22 protein-coding genes are annotated in these 24,410 nt (G+C 59.7%); 10 read left to right on the forward strand and 12 right to left on the reverse strand.

Going from position 1 to position 24,410, the window contains the following annotated elements; all coding sequences use genetic code 11:
* The first annotated feature begins 131 nt into the window (after window positions 1-131).
* Entirely contained in the window at window positions 132-779 is a 648-nt protein-coding gene (locus tag JZX89_RS09310) for a TetR/AcrR family transcriptional regulator (protein WP_207133904.1), read from the forward strand.
* 46 nt (window positions 780-825) lie between these two features.
* Complete coding sequence (locus tag JZX89_RS09315; protein ID WP_207133905.1) at window positions 826-2,031, forward strand: MFS transporter; 1,206 nt, start codon at window positions 826-828, stop codon at window positions 2,029-2,031.
* A 73-nt stretch (window positions 2,032-2,104) separates the two neighbouring features.
* Here JZX89_RS09315 and JZX89_RS09320 read toward each other — a convergent pair whose 3' ends face one another.
* Complete coding sequence (locus tag JZX89_RS09320) at window positions 2,105-3,499, reverse strand: L,D-transpeptidase family protein (protein WP_149900151.1); 1,395 nt, start codon at window positions 3,497-3,499, stop codon at window positions 2,105-2,107.
* Window positions 3,500-3,655: 156 nt separating this feature from the next.
* Here JZX89_RS09320 and JZX89_RS09325 point away from each other — a divergent pair, with 156 nt between their 5' ends.
* From JZX89_RS09325 to JZX89_RS09335, 3 genes are all read left to right on the forward strand, one after another.
* Window positions 3,656-4,489 (forward strand): aldose 1-epimerase family protein, encoded by an 834-nt coding sequence (locus JZX89_RS09325; RefSeq protein ID WP_207133906.1) that lies wholly within the window; start codon window positions 3,656-3,658, stop codon window positions 4,487-4,489.
* 126 nt (window positions 4,490-4,615) lie between these two features.
* Entirely contained in the window at window positions 4,616-4,954 is a 339-nt protein-coding gene (locus JZX89_RS09330) for a protein tyrosine phosphatase family protein (RefSeq protein ID WP_149900153.1), read from the forward strand.
* 49 nt (window positions 4,955-5,003) lie between these two features.
* Complete coding sequence (locus JZX89_RS09335) at window positions 5,004-5,345, forward strand: RidA family protein (protein ID WP_052818029.1); 342 nt, start codon at window positions 5,004-5,006, stop codon at window positions 5,343-5,345.
* A gap of 164 nt (window positions 5,346-5,509) precedes the next feature.
* On the opposite strand, the gene JZX89_RS09340 is transcribed toward JZX89_RS09335, so the two are convergent.
* The 4 genes from JZX89_RS09340 to JZX89_RS09355 form a co-directional block, all read right to left on the reverse strand.
* Complete coding sequence (locus tag JZX89_RS09340) at window positions 5,510-6,274, reverse strand: HugZ family pyridoxamine 5'-phosphate oxidase (protein WP_207133907.1); 765 nt, start codon at window positions 6,272-6,274, stop codon at window positions 5,510-5,512.
* Between the two features lie 187 nt (window positions 6,275-6,461).
* Window positions 6,462-8,114, reverse strand: coding sequence for a thiamine pyrophosphate-binding protein (locus JZX89_RS09345; RefSeq protein WP_207133908.1), 1,653 nt, complete (start codon window positions 8,112-8,114; stop codon window positions 6,462-6,464).
* Window positions 8,111-9,313 (reverse strand): succinate--glutarate CoA-transferase, encoded by a 1,203-nt coding sequence (gene caiB, locus JZX89_RS09350; RefSeq protein ID WP_207133909.1) that lies wholly within the window; start codon window positions 9,311-9,313, stop codon window positions 8,111-8,113. Before caiB ends, JZX89_RS09345 begins: the two co-directional genes overlap by 4 nt.
* A 100-nt stretch (window positions 9,314-9,413) precedes the next feature.
* On the reverse strand, window positions 9,414-10,364 hold the full coding sequence (locus JZX89_RS09355) for an alpha/beta fold hydrolase (protein WP_207134041.1): 951 nt from the start codon (window positions 10,362-10,364) through the stop codon (window positions 9,414-9,416).
* Between the two features lie 147 nt (window positions 10,365-10,511).
* On the opposite strand from JZX89_RS09355, the gene ettA reads away from it, so the two are divergent.
* The 3 genes from ettA to metF all read left to right on the forward strand — a co-directional run bounded on the left by ettA (window position 10,512) and on the right by metF (window position 14,239).
* On the forward strand, window positions 10,512-12,161 hold the full coding sequence (ettA, locus tag JZX89_RS09360; protein ID WP_149900157.1) for an energy-dependent translational throttle protein EttA: 1,650 nt from the start codon (window positions 10,512-10,514) through the stop codon (window positions 12,159-12,161).
* A 157-nt stretch (window positions 12,162-12,318) separates the two neighbouring features.
* Window positions 12,319-13,332, forward strand: coding sequence for a metalloregulator ArsR/SmtB family transcription factor (locus tag JZX89_RS09365; RefSeq protein ID WP_207133910.1), 1,014 nt, complete (start codon window positions 12,319-12,321; stop codon window positions 13,330-13,332).
* A gap of 1 nt (window position 13,333) precedes the next feature.
* Entirely contained in the window at window positions 13,334-14,239 is a 906-nt protein-coding gene (gene metF, locus JZX89_RS09370; protein WP_369809541.1) for a methylenetetrahydrofolate reductase [NAD(P)H], read from the forward strand.
* Between the two features lie 464 nt (window positions 14,240-14,703).
* Here the strand turns inward: metF and JZX89_RS09375 are convergent, their stop codons facing one another.
* The 7 genes from JZX89_RS09375 to JZX89_RS09405 all read right to left on the reverse strand — a co-directional run bounded on the left by JZX89_RS09375 (window position 14,704) and on the right by JZX89_RS09405 (window position 22,503).
* Window positions 14,704-15,930: a lytic murein transglycosylase gene (locus JZX89_RS09375; RefSeq protein WP_207133911.1), complete on the reverse strand. Its 1,227-nt coding sequence runs from the start codon at window positions 15,928-15,930 to the stop codon at window positions 14,704-14,706.
* Between the two features lie 123 nt (window positions 15,931-16,053).
* Complete coding sequence (locus tag JZX89_RS09380; RefSeq protein ID WP_149900160.1) at window positions 16,054-16,833, reverse strand: glycoside hydrolase family 25 protein; 780 nt, start codon at window positions 16,831-16,833, stop codon at window positions 16,054-16,056.
* 263 nt (window positions 16,834-17,096) lie between these two features.
* Window positions 17,097-17,813, reverse strand: a complete 717-nt coding sequence (locus JZX89_RS09385; protein ID WP_174373454.1) for a class I SAM-dependent methyltransferase — start codon at window positions 17,811-17,813, stop codon at window positions 17,097-17,099.
* The gene (locus JZX89_RS09390) at window positions 17,810-19,060 is read right to left on the reverse strand and encodes a BtaA family protein (RefSeq protein WP_207133912.1); all 1,251 of its coding nucleotides are present in this window, start codon (window positions 19,058-19,060) and stop codon (window positions 17,810-17,812) included. Before JZX89_RS09390 ends, JZX89_RS09385 begins: the two co-directional genes overlap by 4 nt.
* Window positions 19,061-19,399: 339 nt before the next feature.
* Window positions 19,400-20,479: a lytic transglycosylase domain-containing protein gene (locus tag JZX89_RS09395; RefSeq protein ID WP_207133913.1), complete on the reverse strand. Its 1,080-nt coding sequence runs from the start codon at window positions 20,477-20,479 to the stop codon at window positions 19,400-19,402.
* A 125-nt stretch (window positions 20,480-20,604) separates the two neighbouring features.
* On the reverse strand, window positions 20,605-21,240 hold the full coding sequence (locus JZX89_RS09400) for a LysE family translocator (RefSeq protein ID WP_207133914.1): 636 nt from the start codon (window positions 21,238-21,240) through the stop codon (window positions 20,605-20,607).
* A 51-nt stretch (window positions 21,241-21,291) separates the two neighbouring features.
* Window positions 21,292-22,503, reverse strand: coding sequence for a pyrophosphate--fructose-6-phosphate 1-phosphotransferase (locus tag JZX89_RS09405; protein WP_149900164.1), 1,212 nt, complete (start codon window positions 22,501-22,503; stop codon window positions 21,292-21,294).
* A gap of 331 nt (window positions 22,504-22,834) precedes the next feature.
* On the opposite strand from JZX89_RS09405, the gene JZX89_RS09410 reads away from it, so the two are divergent.
* Together JZX89_RS09410 and JZX89_RS09415 are read left to right on the forward strand one after the other, a co-directional pair.
* Window positions 22,835-23,575, forward strand: a complete 741-nt coding sequence (locus tag JZX89_RS09410; RefSeq protein ID WP_035220735.1) for a J domain-containing protein — start codon at window positions 22,835-22,837, stop codon at window positions 23,573-23,575.
* Window positions 23,572-24,351, forward strand: coding sequence for an N-acetylmuramoyl-L-alanine amidase (locus JZX89_RS09415; protein WP_207133915.1), 780 nt, complete (start codon window positions 23,572-23,574; stop codon window positions 24,349-24,351). Before JZX89_RS09410 ends, JZX89_RS09415 begins: the two co-directional genes overlap by 4 nt.
* Window positions 24,352-24,410: the final 59 nt, after the last annotated feature.

Consider the following 24,410-nt stretch of genomic DNA (forward strand, 5'->3'; position numbering starts at 1 on the left):
GACATTCGATCCGTCTGCGGAGTTCATCGCCGCAGAGGCGGGATGATGTTCCAGACGATCGACTGCCGTTCGGCTCGCTCAAGTGCAGTCGCGGCTTTTCCTGTCAGCTTCATTATTTGCTTGATTTGGAAATGATCGTTTCCTATATTCCGGTCATGAGCAATATCAGCCACAACCAGTCCGAGGAACAGCGCCATCGCGGCAGGCCGCGCGAGTTCGATATTGACCGCGCGCTCGATGGTGCGATCCGGGTTTTTTCCAGGCGAGGTTATCATGCCACCTCTGTGGGTGACCTTACCGATGCGATGGATCTGGCGCAGGGCAGTCTTTACAAGGCCTTCAAGGACAAGAAGGCTGTCTTCATCGCCACGATGGAGCGCTACAGGATCGTGCAGACCGAGCGTTTCGAGGCAGCGGTGGCCGGTTACGATACCGGTCGCGAACGCCTGCGGGCAGGGTTGATGTTCTATGCGGAACGGTCGCATGGCGGTGCCGGCTCTGATGGATGTCTGGTTGTCGGTGCTGCTGCCGATCTGGCGGCGCTGGATGACGACATTGCCGCCGTGGTCGAACGGGCCGTGAAGGTGAGGGAGCGGATTGTCGCTCGCCTCGTTGCCGAGGGGCAGAAGGATGGTTCGGTGCATTCGAAGGTCGATCCCGATGATCTCGCCCGCGCAATGCTGTGCATGATGTTTGGCATGCGCGTGGTGGGAAAGACGGGGCGCAGCCTCAAGGACATGGTGGCCGTGGTGGATATCGCCATGAAGCTTGCCGAGTGATTTTATGTCTATTTAGGAAACGTTTGTTTCCATATTGGAGAACATGATGACGACGCGTGTAATTGAAGGGGAGGATGTTGATGCAACATCCCTTTCTCCGGCTTTGACTTTTCTGCTGGCGACAGCCTGTGGGCTGATTGCCGCCAATCTTTATTATGCCCAGCCGCTTGCCGGCATCATCGGGGCGGAACTTGGTCTTTCCGCCGGCGCGACCGGGCTGATCGTGACCCTGACGCAGATCGGTTATGGCGTCGGCCTGCTGTTCGTCGTACCGCTCGGTGATCTCATCGAAAATCGCAAGCTGGTCGTCAGTGCCGTTTCCATGGCGGTACTGTCGCTGGTGGCGGCGGCATTCGCGCCACATGCGGCCCCGTTTCTGATCGCGGCCTTTCTGGTTGGCGTCAGTTCCGTGGCGGTGCAGGTCATCGTTCCCTATGCCGCGCATATGGCGCCGCACGCCATTCGCGGACGGGTGGTCGGTAACGTCATGAGTGGTCTTATGGCCGGCATCATGCTGGCGCGGCCGGTCTCCGGCCTGTTGTCGGAAGTGGTGTCGTGGCGTGGTGTCTTCCTGACCTCGGCGGGCGTTATGGCGATCCTCGCTGTCGTGCTCTTCCGGCTTTTGCCTGCTCGTATGCCTGAGGCAAGACTGGGTTATGGCGCGTTGATGGCCTCGATGGGCAGACTGGCCATGCATACGCCGCTCCTGCGGCGGCGGGCAATCTATCACGCCTTCCTGTTTGCCGCGTTCAGCCTGTTCTGGACCACGACGCCGCTTTATCTGAGCGGGCCGGATTTCAATCTCAGCCAGGGCGAGATCGCGCTGTTTGCGCTCGCTGGAGCGGCGGGCACCGTTGCCGCGCCGATTGCCGGGCGCATGGCCGACCGGGGCTGGACCTATGCGGCCACATTCCTCGCACTGGTGGCGGTGGCGCTCTCCTTCGCCGTCACGCATCTTGCGCCCGAAGGCTCGCATCTGGCACTCGCCATTCTGGTCGTTGCCGCCATCGTTCTCGATTTCGGTGTTACCACCAATCTGGTGCTCGGCCAGCGGGCAATCTTCACGCTCGGTGCGGAATTCCGCAGCCGTCTCAATGGCATCTATATGGCGACGTTTTTTATGGGTGGAGCGATCGGCTCTGCGGTCGGCGGCTGGGCCTATGCTGTGGGTGAATGGGGTGCAGCCTCGTGGATCGGCTTTGCGTTGCCGGTGGCGGCTTTGCTTTACTTCGTGACGGAAAAGCGCGGATAAAACTTTCTCAACGAAAAAAAAGCCCGGCGGACCACAATCCGCCGGGCTTTTCTATTGTTTTTCACCGTCAGCTCTATTCCGCGAATTCGACCACAACGCCGGGGCGGACCATTTTGGCCAGTTCGGTCGCATCCCAGTTGGTGAGGCGAATACAGCCATGGCTGTTGGTTTTGCCGATCTTCGATGGTTCCGGGGTGCCGTGAATGCCGTATGTCGGCTTCGACAGGGCAATCCAGACCGTGCCGACCGGGCCGTTCGGACCCGGCGGGATCTGCAGGATCTTGTCGTTCTGGCCCTGCTTGAAGTTGATCTTCGGATTATAGGTGTAGCCGGGATTGAGCGCGATACGCTCCACCGTGTGCGTGCCGCTCGGCGAAGGCGTATCCGTGGAACCGATGGTGGCGGGATAAGCGGCGATCAGATTGCCGTCCTGACCATAAGCGAAGACCTGCTTGATGCCCTTATGCGCGACGATGCGGGCCACCTGTCCCTTTTTCGTCTCGCCCGGATTGACCACCTTGATGATGGTGCCGGGGACCGTGAAATCGATGCCGGGGTTCAGTTCCTTCAGGTAATTCTCATCCATATGGAAACGCTCGGCCAGCGCCTCCGAGGTCTTGGTGAAGGACAAGGCGGGCAGCTGCGATTTCTCGGCATAGTCGTCCGGAATGGAGGCGACATAGGGGCCGGCGGCATCGGCAGCGCTGATGGTGTAGTCGACGATCGGCATGCCGCCTGAGGAGCGCAGACGTTCCAGAATGTCGTCGGAATTGTTCGGGTCCAGCTTTTCGCCGGTCATGTCCTGCCAGGCGGCAATCGCCTTGTTGACGTTGTCACCCATCTTGCCGTCGATTACGCCGGGGGAGATGCCTTCACGGTCGAGGAAAGTCTGAAGTGCGACGATTTCCTGACGGGAGCGATTGACCGGTGTCGTCACCGGCGTGTGGCGTTCGATCAGGTGATCCGGCTGCGGAACGGCGGCCGTGGTGCTTTCGCCGGGCATGGGCTGGCCGAGCGGCCCGCTTTCCACCGCACCGGGGCCGGGAACGGAACCGGTATAGACATTGTCGCCGGAACCGTCGCCGCGATATTCGCGATAGTCACGCACGCTGCCATTGTCCTGATAACCGTAGTCGCGTTGCGGCTCACGATACTGGCCGCCGGGGGCGGGCGGATAATAGGTTGTGTCGCGCTGCTGGCGCGCCTGCTGCCGCTGCTGCTGATAGCCGGAGGGCATTTCGGTGGCGAGCAGATTGCCGTACTGGTCGTAAAACACCGTGCGACCCATCCCGTCGCGGCTGATGACGATATCGCCGCGCTCGGGCATGAAGTCGAGCACACGGCCATCCGGTGTCACCAGCATCGTCTGCTGGTCGCCATAACGCTGCTGCGCGCCAGCCTGTAGCGGGGCGAAAGCCGCCACTACCGTGACTGTCAGACCCAGAGCTGCGTTAAGAAACTGTTTCACGATTCTGCTATCCTTGCTTCGTTCGCCCATAAACACACCGCAATCTTGACCCTATTGTGAAAAAGGTGAATTCGCGGTTAATGCAATCTTAATTTCCGTCACGACTAGTAGCGTTTCCGTGATTCATGCGTTTTTACTGCCACAGGAGAGGTTGTCTTGCGTTCGTTTCAGGCCGGCAGATCGCCCCATATTTTCCTCGATGAAACCTCTGTTTTCGATATTGGTTCGTGTATTGTCGATGGCATCGACATCGCGCCCGGCCGTGCCATTCCCGATGATGGCGATGCGCGTATCGACCACTCATTGGAAGGCTTCCTTTTCACCTGTGGTCCCGACCATATCCGCCATCCCGAACCAATCGCGGGTGACGGGGAGGGGCGTCGCTATCCGTTGCATGGGTCCTTTTCCTCCCATCCCGCGACGATCATTGCCTTTGACGTTCATGAGACCAATGCATTGGCTCGCGTCGAGGTTCCCGTGAAGCTTGCCGATGGCGGGACTGCGCTGCTGGAGCGGACATGGCGCATCGATGGCGAAAGCGGCGAAGTCAGCCTCGATGACCGGATCGTCAACACTTCAGAGCGGCCGATTCCGGTCTTTCTCATGTATCATATGAATGTCGGTGCACGTCTGTTTGACGATGCCGTGCGGCTGGAAGGCGCGATGCTGGAAGGAGGCGGCCATGGCTGGCGTTTCGGGGATGAGCCGGGCACCGTCTTCTGCGTTCCCGCCGGCAATGATGAATGGGCGGAATTGCAGCTTGGTCCGATTGCGGCCATCGGCGGCAGGACGCTGACCGTGCGCTTTCGCTCGGAGACGCTGCCCTATCTGCAGATGTGGCGTAACCAGCAGGACCCGGCCAATGTGCTCGGCATCGAGCCGGTTTCGCATCGCTGGGTGGGGCGCGGGGAGCTTGAGGCTGCCGGCGAGTTCAATATTCTCCAGCCGGGTGAAAGCCGCTCCTTCGGCCTGCGCTTTTACATCCTTTGATCGCCGTACCGAATGAACACGGCGCATCATTGACGCATGGGTTTTCAGCCCTTACATCGGATGCGGATTTCTAAGGATGGCGAGAGCGTGCCAGCGGCGCGGACGTCGGTTTCAGCGGAGGCAAACATGGATATCAGGCGTATAGACGACGACTATTCGGTCACGGGACAGATCAGCGTCGCCGATCTGGATGAGGTCAAGACGCTCGGCTTCAAGTCGATCGTTTGCCACCGCCCTGATGGCGAAGAAGATGGTCAGCCGCTTTTTGCCGATATTGCCGAGCGTGCCGAGCAGCTTGGCCTCACCATCATGCACGTGCCGGTCGGCCGTTATGGCGTCGATGCCGATGCCGTTGCCGGCATGGTGGATGCGCTCGACGAATTGCAGCGCCCGATGCTCGGCTATTGCCGTTCCGGCGCGCGCTCCACGGCGATCTACGAAAAGACCCATCACCTGCGCGGCTGATTTTTCGCGCATCATTCTATTTTTAAATGCCAATCAACAGGAGTTTTCCATGACCATCAAGCGTATCGAGCCAGGCAAGCGCATGAGCGGCGCCGTCGTTCACGGCAACACCGTTTATCTGGCCGGCCAAGTTGGCGAAGGCACCAGCGTAACGGAACAGAGCAAGTCGGCGCTGGCTGAAGTCGACCGCCTGCTGGCCGCCGCCGGTTCCGACAAGTCGAAGGTCCTGCAGACCATCATCTACCTCTCCGACATGTCCACCTTCGGCGAAATGAACGCCGTCTGGGAAGGCTGGATCGACCCGGCAAACCCACCGGCCCGCGCCACCAGCGAAGCAGCGCTGGCAACGCCGGACTACAAGGTTGAATTCATCGTGACCGCTGCTCTCTGAGCATCAGTCTGATTTTCCAAAAAAGGCCGGGTCGCGGAATGCGACCCGGCCTTTTTTTATGGGAAATTCGAAACACTCGTTTCGTCATCCTCGGGCTTGTCCGAGGACCCCGAGCATGACGGAGGAGAGGCGATTGTCCCAGGTTTGTGAATCGTTTGCGCCCTTCATTTCAGAAGCAAAGCAAGCGCCTTCTCAAACTGCTTAACCGTCTCCACCCGCGCCGCAAACCACAGCCGTGCCAGATCGTTGGCCGAGGCGAGGTCGATGCCATCCGGGTCGATTGAGGTGATTGTCCAGCGGCCGGTCTTTGCGCCAGCCAGAACGGCAAGCCGTGCTGCTTCGCCCTTGATAGCGTTGAGGCGGGCCGCTTCGCTTTCCGTCGCAGCCATCAGCTCCTCCGCGCCTGACAGATCGGTGCGCAGGTCGGCCGGGGTGATGTTGCTGGCGTTGCGAGCCGGGCCGCCATTGATCTGCACGCCTTGCGTCCGCAGCCGGTAAAACCGTGTGTCAGGAAGAGAGAGATAGAGTTTCGCTTTGGGATAACGGGCGATGTAGCGCTGTCTGGCGAGCGGCACGTCATCGGCGTCCATCACTTCCACCTTGCCCACCAGTGTCAGCCGCGGCAGCGTCAGCGCGTCGCCCTTGCCGAATGGCGCAAGCGTCAGCGAGATGCGCGGGTCTGCCTCCATGTTGCGGGCGTGCAGCGTCAGGCCGGCCGCGAAGAAGAACGGGGTGCCGTCAGGCTCAATGCCGATATTGGTGGCAGTCGTATAGGGATAGCTGCTGACCGGATCGAGCGTGGCAAGTGCCGCCGTGCGGGATGTGTGCAGGACATCACGGGCCACGCGCACGGCCTCGAAAGGCGCACCGGCCGAGGGCTCGATCTTCGCGCCGCGTGGGGTGATGACGGGAGGAGCAACGTCCGGCATGTCGTATCCTGAGTTAGTGGATGCTGAAAGAAGCGTAAAACGTCTCCCCGTCATGCTCGGGCCTGTCCCGAGCATCTGCAACCGATCGATTTAGCGCAACGTGGTTGGATTCTCGGGACAAGCCCGAGGATGACGTCAAGCGAGCGTCAGGATTTACACCATGCCGGAGGCATGTCCATGCGTTATGTCAGCTTTTTGTCCTGATCTGTGTCAATGTCCGGGTGGGCGTGATTGCTTCCGGGTCCAGCTTCACCTCGATGATCGCCGGCTTGCCGCTTGCACGCGCCCGCTTGAAGGCGGCGGCGAAGTCTTCGGTTTTTTCGACCGTTTCGCCATGGCCGCCATAGGCTTTCGCAAAGGCTTCGAAATCCGGATTGACGAGATCGGTGCCGCTGACGCGGCCGGGATATTCGCGTTCCTGATGCATGCGGATGGTGCCATAGGTGCCGTTATTGACCAGCACGGTGATGATCGGCAGGCCATAACGCACGGCAGTGATGAATTCCTGACCGTGCATCATGAAGCAGCCGTCGCCGGCAAAGCAGATCACCTCACGCTCCGGGAACAGGTGCTTGGCGGCGACGGCTGCCGGCAGGCCGTAACCCATCGAGCCTGAAGTCGGCGCCGATTGGGTGTTGAAGCGGCGGAAGCGGTGGAAGCGGTGCACCCAGGTGGCATAGTTGCCCGCGCCATTGGTGAAGATGGCATCGTCAGGCACATTGGCCTCGATCCAGTCCATGATCGGACCCATCTGCACCGGGCCGGGGCCGGTCTGTGGCGGGGTGGACCAGGTGAGGTAAGCCGCGTGCATGGCGGCGGTGCGCTCGGCCCATGCGGCGTTTGCCGGAAGCGAGACGGAGGCAAGGGCGGCGACGAAGTCATCCGGTGCGGCGCAGATGGCGAGATCGGGGCGATAGACGCGGCCAAGCTCTTCGGCTTCCGGATAGATATGAACAAGTTTCTGCGACGGGTAGGGAATGTCGAGCAGCGTATAGCCGGAGGAGGGCATTTCCGAGAGGCGGCCACCGAGCAGCACCACGAGGTCCGATTCCTTGATCTCCTTCGCCAGCGCCGGGTTGATGCCGATGCCGACATCGCCAGCATAGGAAGGGCTCAAGTGGTCGAACAGCATCTGGCGGCGGAAGGAGCAGCCGACGGGCAGTTTGTGTTTTTCGGCGAAAGCCCCGAAAGTCGCGACACTCTCTTCCGACCAGCGTGTGCCGCCGATGATGAAGAACGGGCGTTTTGCCTCGCCCAGCATTTTTGAGAAGGCGGCGATCTGCGACGGGCCGGGATGCGCTTCGACGGGCGTATAGGGTTTTGCTTCCGGCGCTTCGACCTCTTCCACCAGCATATCTTCGGGCAGCGTCAGAACCACCGGGCCGGGGCGGCCGGAAGTGGCAACAGTGAAGGCGCGGGTGACGAATTCGGGGATGCGGCGGGCGTCGTCGATCTCGCCAACCCATTTGGCGAATTCGGTGAAGGCGCGGCGATATTCCACTTCCTGAAACGCCTCGCGCTCACGCGCTTCGCGTTGTACCTGACCGATGAACAGGATCATAGGAATGGAATCCTGCCTTGCAATATGCAGACCGGCGGAAGCGTTAGTTGCGCCCGGACCACGGGTCACCATGCAGATGCCAGGTTCGCCGGTCAGACGGCCCCAGGTATCGGCCATCATGGCGGCGCCGCCTTCCTGGCGGCAGACCACGGTTTCAATGCCGCTTTCATAGAGCGCATCCAAAACCGCCAGATAGCTTTCGCCCGGAACGCAGGAAACGCGGGAGACGCCATTGGCCTTCAGCGCTTCGACAATCAGTTCTCCGCCCGTTCTTTTCATGGCGTGGTGGTCCTTTCGATGTTTTCCAGTTCGGCCAGTACCTGTGCCTGATGCTCTCCGAGCTTCGGGCTGGGGCGTTCATAGCGCAAGGGGGTTTGCGAGAGCACGATGGGGGTGCGCACGCCGGGAATGACGGTGCCGTCTTCCGCTTCGAGATCGACGCGCAGGCCCCGCGCCTTGATCTGCGGATCGGCGAACATGTCTTCGATGGAATTGATCGGTCCGGCTGGCACGGCATTCTGCTCGCAGGCGGTCAGAAGATCACGCTTCTGCCATTTCAGTGTTTCCGTGGAAATGATCTGCCGGACTTCAACCTTATGCGCCACGCGGGTCTTGTTCGTTGCGTAACGCTCGTCATCGGCGATCAAACCTATGCCGAGGATATTGCAGAGGCGGCGGAACTGGCCGTCATTGCCGACCGCGAGGATCAGGAAACCATCGGCCGTCGGCACCACCTCATAGGGGGAAATATTCGGATGGGCATTGCCGAGCCGGACGGGCGGCTTGCCGGAAATCAGGTAGTTCATGTTCTGGTTGGCGAGCACGGCCGACTGCACATCGAGAAGCGCCATGTCGATATACTGGCCTTCGCCTGACCGTATGGCGTGGATCAGCGCGGCCTGAATGGCTGTCACGGAATAGATCCCGGTGAAGATATCGGCAACCGCCACGCCCGCTTTCATCGGCTGGCCGTCCGGTTCGCCAGTGATCGACATGAAGCCCGACATGCCCTGTACGATATAGTCGTATCCGGCAAAATCGGCATAAGGCCCGGTCTGGCCGAAACCGGTGATGGAGCAGTAGATCAGCTTTGGATTGAGCACTCTCAGGCTCTCGTAATCGAGGCCGTATTTGGCAAGCCCGCCGCGCTTGAAGTTTTCGATGACGACATCGGCGGTGCGCACCAGCCGGCGCACCAGCTCGCAGCCCTCAGGCGTCTTCAGATCGGCGACGATGGAGCGTTTGCCGCGATTGGTGGCGTGGTAATAGGCGGCGGAAAGGTTTTCGCCTTCCGCGTCTTCAACGAAGGGCGGTCCCCATGTGCGGGTGTCGTCGCCGCCTTCGGGGTTTTCCACCTTGATGACATCAGCGCCCATATCGGCCAGCATCTGCCCCGCCCAGGGTCCGGCCAGAACACGCGCCAGCTCGATGACGCGAATGCCTGATAGCGGCGGTTTCCTGTTCGGCATGTCGGTCATCTGTCCCCCGGTATTTTGTGCCTGCCGGTTATAGACCGCGCCTTGCCCCGCCGCATGTGATTTTATCTCATGGACTTATTCCGTTTCGGCAAAGACATCCTCAGCCGTTAACGACGCGGCCGCACCAGGCGGCGAAATCCGCCGCTACCGCCTGCCAGCCGATCTCGTTCAGCGTTTCGTGCCGCATGCCCTTGTAGATGGTGTGTTCGACATGGCTGAAGCCGGCTTGCCGAAACCGCTCTGCGAGCCAAACGATCTCCCTGCCATCATTGGTAGCGGCGTCCTGGTCGCCGCTGACCAGCAAAAGCGGCAATGTCTTCGGCAGGCGTTCGATGAGTTTCGGGGCGCGATAGGAGAGTTCGAAGACGTCCTGCCAGAGGGAAACGCTGGCCTCGAACTGGCAGAGCGGGTCTTCCACATAGGCGTCCACTGCCAACCTGTCATGGCTCAGCCAGTCGGCATGGGTACGCCTTTCCGGCATTTTTGCATTCCAGGCGCGGAAGGTGGCTTTCGGCAGGATGGCGCTCGGCACATCGGAGCCTTTCAGCATTTTTTCAAGCCGCAGCACCACCTGTGCAAGACGACCCATCACGCCGGGATTGAGATTGGAATTCCATATCGACAGGCCATCGAAGGCATCCGGATGACTAACGGCGGTGTTGAGCGCCACGAGGCCGCCCATGGAATGGCCGAACAGGATGACCGGCAGGCCGGGATGTCTTTCACCGACCATGACCCGCATCGCCATGACGTCGGCGACGACCTTCTCCGCACCATCTTTCCAGGCGAAGCGGCCGATCGGCGAATCCGTCGCTTTTGTGCGACCGTGGCCACGATGGTCATGGGCATAGACCTCGAAACCCTGCTGCGACATGACGTCGGCAAAACGGCGGTAACGGCCGGCATGCTCCACGAGGCCATGGCAGATCATCAGCACGCCGCAGGCCGGGACGAGGGTGGAAGGCTGGTGGCGGAAGGCGATGGATGCGCCGGAGGGGGCGTCCAGCCTCTCTATCCGGCTGAAGGCGAAGTTATCCATCGTCTCATTCATCATCTCACCCATCGTGTCATCACGCAGCTTGTCATAATCATGGGGTCATAATCGTGCCAGAGGTTGCCCCAAGGTCCTATTTACCCTACATAGCGGCAAATTTCCCGATACGTACTCTTAAAAATCCGATGTGGAGCATTCGCTACAATGGCACGTCAATTCATCTATCACATGGCTGGGCTGAACAAGTCCTATGGCGCGAAGAAGGTTCTGGAGAACGTCCATCTCTCCTTCTACCCCGATGCCAAGATCGGTATCCTCGGCCCGAACGGCGCCGGTAAGTCGACCGTTTTGAAAATCATGGCCGGCCTCGACAAGGAATATACCGGTGAAGCGTGGCTCGCCGAAGGTGCGACGCTCGGTTATCTCGAGCAGGAGCCGAAGCTCGACGAAAACAAGACCGTGATGGAAAACGTCATGGAAGGCGTGGCGAGCAAGACGGCGATCGTTGACCGCTACAACGAATTGATGATGAACTATTCCGACGAAACGGCGGATGAGGGCGCAAAGCTCCAGGACATGATCGATAGCCAGAACCTGTGGGATCTGGAAAACCAGGTCGAAATGGCCATGGACGCTCTGCGTTGCCCGCCCGGCGATTCTGCCGTCACCGGCCTTTCGGGTGGTGAGCGCCGCCGCGTGGCGCTTTGCAAGCTGCTGCTGTCGCAGCCCGACCTGCTGTTGCTCGACGAACCGACCAACCATCTGGACGCCGAAACCATCGCCTGGCTCGAAAAACACCTGCGCGACTATCCCGGTGCCGTGATGATGATCACCCACGATCGCTACTTCCTGGACAACGTCACCGGCTGGATTCTCGAACTCGACCGTGGCCGCGGCATTCCCTACGAAGGCAACTATTCCGCTTATTTGCAGGCGAAAGCCAAGCGTATGCAGCAGGAGTCCCGCGAAGACGCCTCGCGCCAGAAGGCCATCAGCCGCGAACAGGAGTGGATCGCTTCCAGCCCCAAGGCACGCCAGACGAAGTCCAAGGCGCGTATCCGTGCTTATGACGAGCTGGTGGAAGCCGCTGAGAACCGCCGTCCCGGCGACGCGCAGATCGTCATTCCGGTCGCCGAACGTCTGGGACGCGTCGTTATCGAGGCGGAAAACCTCACCAAGTCCTATGGCGACCGGGTGCTGATCGAAAACCTCACCTTCAAGCTGCCTCCGGGCGGCATTGTCGGCGTCATCGGTCCGAACGGTGCGGGTAAGACTACCCTGTTCCGGATGATCACCGGTCAGGAGCAGCCCGATAGCGGTTCCGTGACTGTGGGTGAAACGGTGCAGCTCGGTTATGTCGACCAGAGCCGCGATACGCTGGCGGGTGACAAGACCGTGTGGGAGGAAATCTCCGGCGGCAACGACATCATCAAGCTCGGCAAGTTCGAAGTGAACTCGCGCGCCTATTGCGGCGCCTTCAACTTCAAGGGTGGCGACCAGCAGCAGAAGGTTGGCAATCTCTCGGGTGGTCAGCGTAACCGCGTGCACCTTGCCAAGATGCTGAAGGCCGGCGGCAACGTGCTGCTGCTCGACGAACCGACCAACGACCTTGACACCGAAACGCTGGCGGCACTTGAAGAAGCGCTGGAAGCCTTCGCCGGCTGCGCCGTTATCATCAGCCACGATCGCATGTTCCTCGACCGTCTGGCCACCCACATCCTCGCGTTTGAGGGTGACAGCCATGTGGAATGGTTCGAAGGCAACTTCGAAGACTATGAAAAGGACAAGGTCCGCCGCCTCGGTCCGGAAAGCATCAAGCCCGGCCGTGTGAGCTACAAGCGCCTGACGCGCTGATCCTTTTCCGCTCTCTGCAAAAGGCCCGCCGTAAAGCGGGCCTTTTCGCGTGTATAAGTGGACTTGATCAAGGCGTAAGACAGTTTGTGCTTGCATCCCGCGCCACATCGACATAAAGATATCTTTATATGTTGATTAGCTTGCGAGGCGCGACAGAGTGGCGTTCGGTTTAGACAAATTGGTGGATCTCCTGAAGGCGGCGGGTGAACCGACGCGCTTCCGATTGCTGGCGCTTCTTGGGGCTGGCGATCTGACCGTCACCGATCTAACCGAAATTCTCGGCCAGTCGCAGCCGCGTATTTCCCGTCACCTCAAGCTTCTGACGGAAGAGGGGCTGATCGAGCGTTATCAGGAAGGCGCCTGGGCCTATTTCCGCCTTCGGCAGGATGGTGAGCCCGCCGTTGTCGTCCGGCAGCTGCTTGGCGCAGCATCGCCCGCTGACGCCGTTCTGCAGCGTGATAGCGAACGCCTTACAACCGTCAAGCGGGTCAGAGCGGAGCGGGCGCAGGATTATTTCAGCCGCAATGCGTCCGCCTGGGATGAGCTGCGCCGTCTGCATGTGAGCGACGAGGCCGTTGAAGGCGCGCTGTTGAAGCTGGTGGGCACCACGCCGGTCGATTCGCTGCTTGATCTCGGCACCGGCACCGGCCGCATTCTCCAGCTTCTGAGCGGCATCTATCGCCGGGCGATCGGTGTCGATGCCAGCCGCGACATGCTGTCGGTGGCGCGCGCCAATCTCGACAAGGCGGGCGTGATCAATGCATCCGTTCGCCACGGCGATATTCTCAACCTGCCGCTGGAAGGCCAGGATTTTGATCTGATCGTCATCCATCAGGTGCTGCATTTTCTCGACCAGCCGGAAATCGCGCTTTCCGAAGCCGCACGTATGCTGCGTCCCGGCGGGCGGCTGATCGTCATCGATCTTGCGCCGCATTCCTTCGAATATCTGCGCGATGACCATGCCCATATCCGGCTCGGCTTTTCGCATCCGCTGATGGAAGAATGGCTGAAAAAGGCCGGGCTCGCGCCCGACCGCGCCGTTGACCTTCATTCTGAAAAAGCGTCCGACGAAGCTTTGGACGTGACGATATGGGTTGCCCGCGACCAACGGCTGCTGATGGCAGACGATGTGGTGCAAGAGGCGGTTTTACTTGGCTCCCGGAGGGCATGATATGTTGAGGTCGGAAACCATGCGCCACAATAGCGATATCCGGGGCGATATCCGGTTATCTTTCGAGTTTTTCCCGCCCAAGAATGCCGAGATGGAAACCCATCTCTGGGAAACGGTTGCCGAGCTGAAAAAATGGAACCCGGATTTCGTGTCGGTCACCTATGGCGCTGGTGGGTCCACCAAGGCGCCGACGCTGGATGCCGTGCGCCGGATGATCGGTGACAGCCATCTGCCGACTGCCGCGCATCTGACCTGTGTGGATGCCAGCCGTGACGATGTGCATCAGGTTGTCGAAGAATTTCGCAATGCCGGCGTTCGCCATTTCGTGGCGCTGCGCGGCGATCCCTCCACGGGCATCGGCACGGACTACAAGCCACACCCGGAAGGTTACGAGAACGCCGCCGCTCTGGTGAAGGGCCTGCGCGAGATCGGTGACTTCGAGATTTCCGTGTCGGCCTATCCGGAAAAACATCCCGAAAGCGCCAGCGAGGCTGTTGATATCGACATGCTGAAGCGCAAGGCGGATAATGGTGCGACGCGTGCGCTGACGCAGTTCTTCTTCGACAATGACGTGTTCGAGCGTTACATGGAGCGGGTGACGGCGGCGGGCATTACCATTCCGGTGGTGCCGGGCATCATGCCGATCCAGAACCTTCATCAGCTCAAGCGTTTCGCCGGCCGTTGCGGCACCAGCGTTCCCGGTTTTCTGGATGAGCGTTTCGAAGGTTATGACGACGATCTCGAAGGGCGCGCCCGCGTCGCTGCCGAGGTTGCCGCCGAGCAGATCGCCGATCTGCAGCGGCGCGGCGTGACCGAATTCCATCTCTATACAATGAACCGCGCGCCGCTGGTGGATGCCGTGCTAGAAAATCTCGGGCTGGAGCGTCTGCGCCGCAGCGCCGCCTGATTTCTGATAGTGAAATACCGACATGAAAAAAGCGCAGGTCCCTCGGGGCCTGCGCTTTTTAAATTCGTGTCATCTACGGTTCTTATCTGCGTTTGGTCTTCACGTCTCGTTAGATGAACAGCATCATCGCTACGAACAAAAACGCCAAACCGACTGCCAAGGCATTGAGAGATTTTGTAAGTCCCATGGGTGCCTCCTGTTGTTGACAGGTTCGATAATATGACCGTTTTGTGGCAGTTGAAAAGCGGTTTCTGTGATGCAGTGCAGCACGTTTGGCAGCCGCATAAAAAAGCGTTTTCTGTAATATATTGAAAATAAAGGATTATTTTCTCATCACGCACTGCTTCATTTATTTAAAAAAAGTAAATGACCGGGGTGTTATCCCCAGTCATCCAGTCGAGATTAACGATTTCGCCTTGATTCCGGCGGACAGATTAAAGGCCCGCCAGCGTCGTTAAGATTGCTTAAAGCGCCTGCAGAAGAGCCGCCGAGGGCCAGCCATCCGCGGGAATGCCGAGGCGCTGCTGTTCCTTCTGAATGGCGACGCGGGTGCCGGAACCGAGGATGCCATCGACCTTGCCGACATTGTGTCCGCGCGCTTCAAGCTTGGTCTGAAGTTCCTTCATCGTCGCGTCATCGAAGCCCGGCTCGGGGTTGCCCTTGGTGTAGACGGGGGCGCCCATCAGGCGGTTGGCGAAATAGGCGGCCGAAGTCGTGTAGATGAAAGACTGGTTCCATTCCAGATAGATGTTGAAATTCGGATAGGTGATGAAGGTCGGTCCCTTGCGGCCCTGCGGCATGATGAGGGCTGCGGGCAGGGAAGCGAAGTTTTTGTTGCCGTCACGCGGGGTCACGCCCAGCGCGAACCATTCGCCGGCGGTGAGCGGACCGCCGAGGCCGGATTTTTCCCATGGCAGGTTTTCCGGCAGGGAGACTTCCTGAATCCACGGCTCGCCCTTCTTGAAGCCGAGATGCTGAATGAATTTTGCAGCCGTCAGGATGGCATCCGGAGCGCTGTCCTTGACGTTGATGTGGCCATTGCCGTCACCATCAACGCCGAAAGCGATGATGTCCTTGGGCAGCATCTGCACCTGGCCGATTTCACCGGCCCATGCGCCGGTGTTGGCGGCGGGGTCGAGATCGCCATGCTGGACCATTTCGATCAATGCCAGCAGCTGTGGACGGAAGAGTTCCGGGCGGCGGCAATCATGCGAGAGGGTCACCAGCGCGTTGCGGGTGTTGAAATCACCCTGAACGGCGCCGAAATCGGTTTCCATGGCCCAGAAGGCGGCGATGACGCCGGCCGGTACGCCATATTCACTTTCGGCGCGGCCGAAGGTGGAGGAGAGCTCCTGCAGCTTCCTGCGGCCGATATCAAGACGGGCCTGGCTGACGGTGCGCTGGGAGAATTCGAGGAAGGTCTGGCGGAAGACGCCCTGTGCACGGTCACGCGACAGCACTTTCGGGTCGATCTGCGCGCCGGCAAGCGCCTTCTGGATCGCGTCGGCCGGAATGCCCTTGGCCAGCGCATCGGCCTTCACGCCTTCGAGAAATGCGCCGAGATCACCGCCGCAGGCGACCTGCTTGGGATCGTCAGGCGAGGCGACGGGCGGCGTGGCAAAGGCGGAGCCAGTGGAAAGAAGCGACAAAGCGGCGGCAAAAACGATGCTGCGCGACCGGAAGGTAGACATGGGAATTTCCTCAATGGGTTGTAGGCCCGCTTTACCCATATGTTTGCGACAAAAAAACGGGTCTCGCAGCCAGACGACAGGTGAGAACGCGGTTTTTTCGAATGTGTTGCTTCTTGGCCGTGTTTATTTGGCGGAAGCGACCCATTTACGCCAGTTTTTCTCGCTGCCGGCAAAAACATTGATGTCGGTCGGGCCGTTGACGCCGGGCACAACCCCGGTTGCCGTATATTGCCAGAAGGCCCATTGCCGTTCTTCGTAAATCTTGGCCGGATGGGCGGCGACGGAGCGCACCCAGAAATGGTAGTTTTTGAACTGGCCGACGAGATTGTCGCGGTGGAAATCAACCGAGGTGTAGATGATCGGTCGCTTGCCGTAATGGGCTTCAAGGCGATCCATGAAACGCTGCATTTCGGCGCGAACGATGCCCGGCGCGGGCCTTGTCTTGCAGGTGGGCGAGGAGGGGTTCCACTCCACATCGAGAACCGGGGGCAGGGTGACGGCTTCCTTCGGCACGTTGCGAATGAACCAGTCGGCCTGAGCATCGGCTGTCGAGCAGAAATAGTAGAAATGGTAGGGCGCGTGCAGAATGTCTGCCGCTGCCGCACTGCGCCAATGGTCGCCGAATTTCGGATCGATGCGGTCTGATCCTTCGGTCGCTTTGATGAAGACGAAGGAGACGCCGGATTTGCGCACGGTTTGCCAGTCGACGTCGCCGTTCCATTTGGACACGTCGATGCCGTGCACCTCATGGCGATGCGGATTGTTCATGCCGAAATCCTGCGGATCGGTATCGGCGAATTTCGGCTTGGAAACGGATGCGGTTTCAAGCAGGTCGTAACTCGTGGAGGTGCAGCCGCCGATCAATAGCAAAGCCGACAATAGTGCCGATAAACGCAGCCGCATTTGAACCCTGATGAAAGTGTTGTTGCCCATCCCGCAGCCGCAACATGGCGCGGCGCATCTCCCAATTTAGCCATAACATGGTAAACAAACTGATATGGCAAGGGGCAACGGCCTTTTTCGGCCTTGCAAGGCACTGAATATGAAGCGATTTGTCATCCGGTCCGCAAGAAAACGCCGGAGTTCTCTCTGGTGCGCAGCGGTTGGAATAGTATCGGGCGGTGCCGCGCCTGCATCCGAATCGACAAGGCGCAATCCGTCGAAAATCAGGCGTCCGCCAACATCCGGCTGATTTTCGGCTGCACTTCGGCGACCGGAAGCGTGATGATGGCCCGCCAGGCGTAACCGCGGGCAATCTCTTCGAATTCAAGATTACCGTCAAAGCGGCCAGCCATATTGGCCAGAACATAACGAAGATTGGCGCGCGGCGTGACGTGGAAACGGGTGAGCCACGCCTGCAGAAGGGTGCGGAACCACTTCGGCAATTGTTCCTGCTGGCCGAAATCGACGATATGCAGCGAGCCGCCGGGTTTCAGCGCCGTGAGCGCCTGCTCGATCGCCTTTTCCCAATCGGGTATCATCGATAGCGCATAGGGGATCATGACGCGGTCGAAACCGTCAGGCTGGCCGAATTCAGCGGCGCGGAAGGCAGTGGCATCGGCCACGCGCAGGATGGGGCGCTCCGCCTTGCCGGCAAAATTTTCCGATGCGGTCAGCAGCATTTCGGAAGAAATATCGAGGCCGAACAGTTTTGCCTGCGGAAACTTGCGGCTGGCCAAAAGCAGGTTGCGGCCGGTGCCACAGCCAACTTCCAGCAGCGTGCCGCCATTCGGTACGTCGAGGCCGGAAATGGTCCGGTCGCGGCCGAGAAGATAATATTTGCGGGTAATATCGTAGATATGCCGCTGGTGGCGATACATGCGGTCCATCATGCCCGCATGCGCGCTGTCTGCAAGGCCCACATTCTCGCCGATGGTTTTCATGCCATAGCCCTCTGATAGATATGGAAGCCGCCGTAAATGGCTGATCGATCCATGGCGTTCAGCTCTTGCGAACGCTCCTCGAGATAGACCCACTGGTTGCGGATGGCGGTGGAGAGCCGACCTTCGATAACGCTTTTTTCGGCGGCGGTGCGGAAGATGACGCGCGCGCCTGCTGCGGCGGTGCGACTGATCTGCGACCACAATTCGTTGAGCTGCCCGTCCGTCATCCAGTCCTGCGCGTCGAGGAGAATGTAGCGATCAACACCGCTTGCCGGCTTTTTGGAAAGAAGCTCGGTATAGGTGGCGTGGTGCACTGCGACGCGGGCGGTATTGTTGCGGATCGTCTCGTAATATTCCGGCTTCAGATAGGCGGGCAGGGCGCCTTCATGCGGCTCGGGATAACGGCGTGCAAAGGCCTGCCAGGCGAAATAATTGTCGCTGAGCGGGAAATTGCAGGCGAGCTTTTCCAGCCGCTCCCTAAGCACGGAGGCAACCGTGCCGTCGTCGGAAAGGCTGGCCAGCTCGTCATATTGGCGGGGCGGAATGCCGAGGCCGAAAAGCGAGCTTTTGCGCTTCGTCAGCCAGCGCACCACGGGCTTGTCGAACAGCGGCGCGACCTTGCTGTCGAAAAACTGGCGCTGTTCATCCATCGTGCGGCTGTTGGCCATTTCCGTCAGCTTGACGCCGTGCAGGCGGGCCATGAGGTGACCGGCGCCGATGAAACGGCCGAGCAGGCCGGTACGGTAGATGTTCCTGTCAAACACAGAGATGCGGCGGCGACCGGACAGGGTGCGCTTCGACCAGTAGGCCTTGGTCGTGTCGTCGAGGTGATCGGCGATAAAACGGTCGTAACCGTTGCTGTTGCTGCGCGTATTGGCGCGGCCGAAGTGGCGCACCACGTCCTGATGGGCGGGCAGGTGGCGGAAGGCGGCGAGCTTCAGCTTGTTGAGGGCGATGTGATGCGGGTTCAAATCCACGACATCGATGCTGGCCGGGTTGCGGGAGAGATAGGCCAGCATGTTGCAGCCGCCCGAACCGATGGTGACGATGCGGTGGCCTTCGCCCAGCTCCATCGCCTCCATGTCGATTTCCGGGTCTTCCCAGATTTGCGGATAAACGAGACCGGAGAAAAGAACTCCGAAGAACCGTTCGGACAGGCCGCTTTTGGAGAGTGCCTTGTGCTGGAGCAATGCGGACTTCAGTTTCGTGTTTTTGCTGAAGCCGGTCTTGGGTGCCGCACTCGTCATATGTTCACCTCTCAGTCGATTGAGAGGCGTCTACAACCGTGACGCTACAGTTTGATGACAGGGGCTGTGGGTGAAAGCAACGAATCAGAAAGACGGTCGGAAACCAGCCCGTGCCCGCCCTGAACCGGACACCAAAGAAGAGCGCGTCGCTAGATGGGAATGCGAGCCACGCACTCACGTAGACGTCATCCTGGGGCTTGTCCCGAGGATCTGTAACGGATCGATTTTTTCGATGCGCTTAGATCCTTGGGACAAGCCCAAGGATGACGAAACAAAGTACCTGGCATGTTTACCAGAGAAGCTGCAAGCTGCGTGGCTTCTTCACCATAGTCAAAGCTATTACTTCCGCAGAACGTGCAGCATGCCCTTGCGCTTGGCGTCGTAATAATAACCGCGAGCATAAAGACGGACCGCGTTGTCGCGGTTGTTATCGGCCACCAGCCACGCGCCGCTCAGATATTTGACGGCGTATTTGAGGTTGGTTTCGGCATCGAACAGGCCAGAAGCAGGGCCATCGAAGCCCATGGAGCGGGCCGTGGCGTGCCTGATCTGCATCAGGCCGAAATTGCCGCTGTTATAGGCGCCGGGATTGTACATGCTCTCACGCTGCACAACGCGGTGAACCAGATCTTCGGGCACATTATACATGACGGCATATTTGGAAATCAGCCCGCTCAGCTTTTCGCGCCCTGCGGGCGCTGCTTTGAGCGGCACCGTCATCGCTTCGTTCTGCCGGATGGCGGCAAGGGCGGCGTTGGTCGGGCCGGAAGCATAGGCGAGAACCGTGCTGTCGGGCTTCGGCAGCGGGATGACTTTCCGCTCGGCCGTCAGTTCCGTGCCGATGGAAGGCGAGCCGGGCGGCGGCGGTGCGGGCGGGAAACTGCCCTTCACGGCAACGACCTGTGGCAGATCGGCGGCGGCGTTGTGAGCGGCCGGTTTTGCCGCAGCACTGGCGGTTTCGATCGCGGCCGCAGCCGGAGTGGCGTTTGTCGGTGCGAGAGCTGCTGCCGCGGTCGGCGCGGATGTTGTCACACCTGCCTGCGCCACTTCGACCGGCTGTTGCATCTGCGCGGAGATTGCCGCGGCGGCGGCGATTTCAGAAGCCGGCGGCAGGGCCACGCGTCCGCCCTTGACGGCGACTGCGTTGGGAAGTGCTGCAGGCTGGGGAGCGGTTGCCGCATCAGCGGTCTGGGTCGCCGGTGCGGCGGGTGTTACGCCGGGTACCGTTTCGGCTGCTGTCGTCTGCGTCGATGCCTGGGCGGGTGCCGTAGCGGGGTTGACTGTCGCGATTTTCGGGCCGTTCGGACCTTCCTTCGCGGTATATTCGACGCTGGTGCAGCCGCTCAATGCCAATGCCAGACCCACGGTGGAAGACAGAAGAAGTGCACTTCTTCCGCGGAATTTGCCCGAATTTCGCATGTTGCCGCCTTCGTTATGCCTGTCTCTCGATACCCCCGCGTCAAGCGAAGCAGGCAGTGTCCCGTCGAGCCTTCATTACCCTATTGTAAGGATAGCGGCAAGCCGGGACGTGGCGTCCCGGTTTTTCAGGCCGCGATGCGCCTGTATCCGGCGCTGACGGCGCGGCCGGAAATGAAGTGGGTGCGGTACTTCGGCCGGATTTTTTTCTCGCCGGACATGCGGCGCACCAGCGCCAGTGTGGCGCCGGCAAACAGCGCCTGTGCGGTCAGAACGGCGAGCGCCACGAGCAGGATCGCGGCCTGCGCCATGGCCAGCGTTTCCACGGCGTTGCCGGAGGTGGACATGAATTGCGGCAACAGCGCCAGAAAGAACGTGAAGTAGCGCGGACGCAACGCGGCAATGGCGTAACAATCACGGAAAATGCCGCTCCATGATTTGCCTGGCAGATTGTCGTTGTCGGCATTGGCCGCCTGGGCGGCGGGCGTCGCAAATGTCCACAGCAGAAACAGCATCAGCCAGCCGATGCCGGCCCATTGCACTATACCCAGAAAGGATTGCGGCAGATAAGCCAGACCGGCCACCGGAATGGCCGAAATCGTCATGGCCGTGACGATGCCGAGCGCGCCGCCGCTGACGGAGGCGAAGATGGTCTTCTTGCCGCGGATGGCGGCATAGGAAGCGACAGAGAACACAAGGGGAGAGGGAAGTGCGAACACAACGGCACATGCTGCACAAAAAATCAGCCAGGCCTGTCCAGACATTCTCTTCCTCCTTGCCCTCCCTGTCACCGCATTAATTAGCCTATCGTAAAATTAGGCCGCTGTGAACGGTTGACCGACGTGTTCCATCACTTCGGTAAACCATTTTGCAGAAAGGTCGAAATGCTTTCCGCCCTTGATACGCGGAAACTCGATCGTCCGCAATTTGCCGTTCTGATCTTCATCATGGCCGGTGACGCCGGAGACCTTGTTGAGCGCGCTTTCGACGGCGAGATCGACCATGCCCTGGATGAGGCGCAGATCGGCGCCATTTGCCGGGGCGGAGCGGGCGAAATAGCCTGACTTCTGTACCATGGAGCGTTCCGCGCCGATAAGGCCGGCAAATTGCTTCTGGAACCAGCCACCGACATTGATGGTGTCGATCTTCACATGGCCGAAGGCGTCGCGCTTGACGGCTTCGCCGGACGATTCCCGTTCGGCAACGATCGAATCAAGGCCGGCACCTTCGGAAACAAACAGCGTGACGTAGCCGTGTTTGTCCATGATCGCCTTCAGACGCTCGGCTTCCGCCTCGATGTCGAAGGCCATTTCCGGCAGGTAGATGCCGTCGATGTTCTTCATCTGCGTGTTCATCATCAGGCCTTCGACATATTCATTGCCGCTGGTCTTCTGGATATAGGCGCGCGCGGTTGCCGCTGTCAGCCAGCCGCAATGGCGGCCCATGACTTCATGGATCACGAAGGTCTTCGGCGCAGCGCTCTGTTCGTTGCTGACATTGTCGAAGAAGGCGGCACCAACTTCGGCGGCGGTCCATGCGCCGAGAGACTGCTTGATCGGTACCACGTCATTGTCCACCGTCTTCGGCAGGCCGACGACGGTGAGGTCGTAACCATTGGCGCCGAGATAGGCGGCGAGGTCGGCGGCCGTGGTATTGGTATCGTCGCCGCCGATGGTGTGGAGAATGGTGATGCCGTCAGCGGCCAGCCGTTCTGCGGCGACGCGCAACGGGTTTTCACCCTCCTTGACCAGCCCACGCTTGGCGCAATCGGCGGCGTTGGTGAGCTTGACGCGGCTGTTGCCAATCGGCGAACCGCCATAACGATGTAACAGATGCGCCTTTTCGCGCATGTCTTTGTTGATCTCGATGCGATCGCCCAGAAGCACGCCCTGATAACCGGAGCGATAGGCCACGATGTCGATTTCAGGCGCAATGTCGCTGTAGCGCTCGATCAGGCCGCCAACGGCCGAAGAGAGACAGGGGGCAAGGCCACCCGCGGTCAGCATTGCGACTTTCTGTTTGGCCATCATGGCTCTCCTTTTTGCATATACTCAAATACATGTCTGGCAAATGGATGCGACAGCCGCGTGTAGGTGTAAAGTGAATTTATCAAGAAAAACGCCGATTTCTCGCGGGTTTTCAGCGGCTTGAGGAAACTGGCCGAATATAATCGTTTCAATCCGCATCGAGGCTGCCAGCTGCCGGTGTCCACTCGTTGCGCCTGTGGAAAACCCCGGTCATGCTGTTTGCCCCGCTCTTGTTCCTGAAGCAAAACTGTCGCAAAGATGAATAAAAGTTAATGCCGCAGCACTGCCGGACATATTGCATTCACGGCAATATCCCGTCATGCTTGGCGTCATGATGTTCGATTTTGCCTGTCTGCAAATTTCATCCCTGTGGGAGCGGCTGCTCGGCGCAATCGGCGACGCGGCAGGTGGTGCGCTTGGACGCGTGGTTGAAGCCATCCGTACCCTGTTCGAAGGTGATCCGGAGACGCGGCGCAAGGTTTCCTTTTCCGTAGCGATTATCGCACTCTCCGCCAAGATGGCGAAGGCTGATGGCGTCGTCAACGATGCCGAGGTGCGCGCCTTCCGGCAGATCTTCGATTTTCCCGAAGAAGAAGCGCGAAACGTTGCACGTCTTTATAATCTCGCGCGTCAGGACGTCGCCGGGTACGAGGCTTATGCCGAGCGGCTGGCCGGTCTTTGCGGTTCCGGCCACGACAATTGCGAGATGCTGGAAAGCGTCATCGACGGCCTGTTCCATATCGCCAAGGCCGATGGGCTGATCCACGAGCGGGAGCTGGCCTTCCTCGGCCGGATCGCGGAAATCTTCCATATCACCGAAGACCACTTCGAAACGATCATGGCGCGGCATGTCCATATGGACGGGCGCGATCCTTATCGCGTGCTCGGGGTTTCGCCCTCGGACGATTTTCTGGATATTCGCAAGCGTTACCGTTCGCTGGTTGCCGAACACCATCCTGACAAGCTCATTGCACGGGGCGTGCCGATGGAATTGCATGCTGCCGCCAATGAGCGTATGGCGGCTCTCAACGCCGCCTATGCGGCCATCGAGAAAGAACGCCGCGTCGCATGAATGAATGTCTGCCGGATTTTATCCCGGATTTCGGGGGCGCAGCCGTTGCGCCGTCGCCTAACCATGGCGCGAGACTTGATGTTGTCGGCCCTGATATCATTCTCCTGCATTATACCGGCATGACGACGGCGGACGGCGCGCTGTCGTGGCTTCGCAACCCCGAAAGCCAGGTCTCCAGCCACTACTTCGTCTTCGAGGACGGCCGCGTCATCCAGATGGTGCCGGAAACCCGTCGCGCCTGGCATGCGGGCAAAAGCACCTGGGCGGGGGATCAAGACATTAATTCCCGCTCCATCGGCATCGAAATCGCCAATCAGGGCCACCCCGGCGGTTTGCCGGAATTCCCGAAAAAACAGGTCGACGCCGTCATCGAATTGTGTCGCGATTGCGGCCAGCGCTGGAATATCGCGCCTGAGCGGGTGCTGGCGCATTCCGATGTGGCGCCAATCCGTAAGGTCGATCCGGGTGAGAAATTCCCGTGGGACATCCTGTCGCAGCATGGCGTTGGCCATTGGGTGGAGCCTGCGCCGATCCGCGGCGGGCGTTTTTTCCAGCGCGGCGATCATGGTCAGCCCGTCGAGGCGTTGCAATCGATGCTGTCCATTTATGGATATGGCGTTGAAATAACAGGTTCTTATTGCGAAAACACCGAAGGTGCCGTGGCTGCCTTCCAGCGGCATTTTCGCCCGGCGCTTGTGGATGGCATTGCGGATTTTTCCACCATCGACACGTTGCATCGGCTGATCACCAGCCTGCCGAAATTTTCGGCCGCCTGAACGCGAATTCTGGAAAATAGTTCCTTGTTTTCCGGGCTTTCAAGTCGTTTTTTTTGATG

The organism is Agrobacterium burrii, from assembly GCF_017313405.1.
Taxonomy (GTDB): Bacteria; Pseudomonadota; Alphaproteobacteria; order Rhizobiales; family Rhizobiaceae; genus Agrobacterium; species Agrobacterium burrii.

Bases quoted from the DNA above. Each gene is read 5' to 3' on its own strand.
- JZX89_RS09310 (WP_207133904.1), top strand. From the start codon at position 132: ATGATCGTTTCCTATATTCCGGTCATGAGCAATATCAGCCACAACCAG.
- JZX89_RS09315 (WP_207133905.1), top strand. From the start codon at position 826: ATGACGACGCGTGTAATTGAAGGGGAGGATGTTGATGCAACATCCCTT.
- JZX89_RS09330 (WP_149900153.1), top strand. From the start codon at position 4,616: ATGGATATCAGGCGTATAGACGACGACTATTCGGTCACGGGACAGATC.
- JZX89_RS09335 (WP_052818029.1), top strand. From the start codon at position 5,004: ATGACCATCAAGCGTATCGAGCCAGGCAAGCGCATGAGCGGCGCCGTC.
- JZX89_RS09340 (WP_207133907.1), bottom strand. From the start codon at position 6,274: ATGCCGGACGTTGCTCCTCCCGTCATCACCCCACGCGGCGCGAAGATC.
- JZX89_RS09345 (WP_207133908.1), bottom strand. From the start codon at position 8,114: ATGAAAAGAACGGGCGGAGAACTGATTGTCGAAGCGCTGAAGGCCAAT.
- caiB (WP_207133909.1), bottom strand. From the start codon at position 9,313: ATGACCGACATGCCGAACAGGAAACCGCCGCTATCAGGCATTCGCGTC.
- JZX89_RS09355 (WP_207134041.1), bottom strand. From the start codon at position 10,364: ATGAATGAGACGATGGATAACTTCGCCTTCAGCCGGATAGAGAGGCTG.
- ettA (WP_149900157.1), top strand. From the start codon at position 10,512: ATGGCACGTCAATTCATCTATCACATGGCTGGGCTGAACAAGTCCTAT.
- metF (WP_369809541.1), top strand. From the start codon at position 13,334: ATGTTGAGGTCGGAAACCATGCGCCACAATAGCGATATCCGGGGCGAT.
- JZX89_RS09375 (WP_207133911.1), bottom strand. From the start codon at position 15,930: ATGTCTACCTTCCGGTCGCGCAGCATCGTTTTTGCCGCCGCTTTGTCG.
- JZX89_RS09380 (WP_149900160.1), bottom strand. From the start codon at position 16,833: ATGCGGCTGCGTTTATCGGCACTATTGTCGGCTTTGCTATTGATCGGC.
- JZX89_RS09385 (WP_174373454.1), bottom strand. From the start codon at position 17,813: ATGAAAACCATCGGCGAGAATGTGGGCCTTGCAGACAGCGCGCATGCG.
- JZX89_RS09390 (WP_207133912.1), bottom strand. From the start codon at position 19,060: ATGACGAGTGCGGCACCCAAGACCGGCTTCAGCAAAAACACGAAACTG.
- JZX89_RS09395 (WP_207133913.1), bottom strand. From the start codon at position 20,479: ATGCGAAATTCGGGCAAATTCCGCGGAAGAAGTGCACTTCTTCTGTCT.
- JZX89_RS09400 (WP_207133914.1), bottom strand. From the start codon at position 21,240: ATGTCTGGACAGGCCTGGCTGATTTTTTGTGCAGCATGTGCCGTTGTG.
- JZX89_RS09405 (WP_149900164.1), bottom strand. From the start codon at position 22,503: ATGGCCAAACAGAAAGTCGCAATGCTGACCGCGGGTGGCCTTGCCCCC.
- JZX89_RS09410 (WP_035220735.1), top strand. From the start codon at position 22,835: ATGATGTTCGATTTTGCCTGTCTGCAAATTTCATCCCTGTGGGAGCGG.
- JZX89_RS09415 (WP_207133915.1), top strand. From the start codon at position 23,572: ATGAATGAATGTCTGCCGGATTTTATCCCGGATTTCGGGGGCGCAGCC.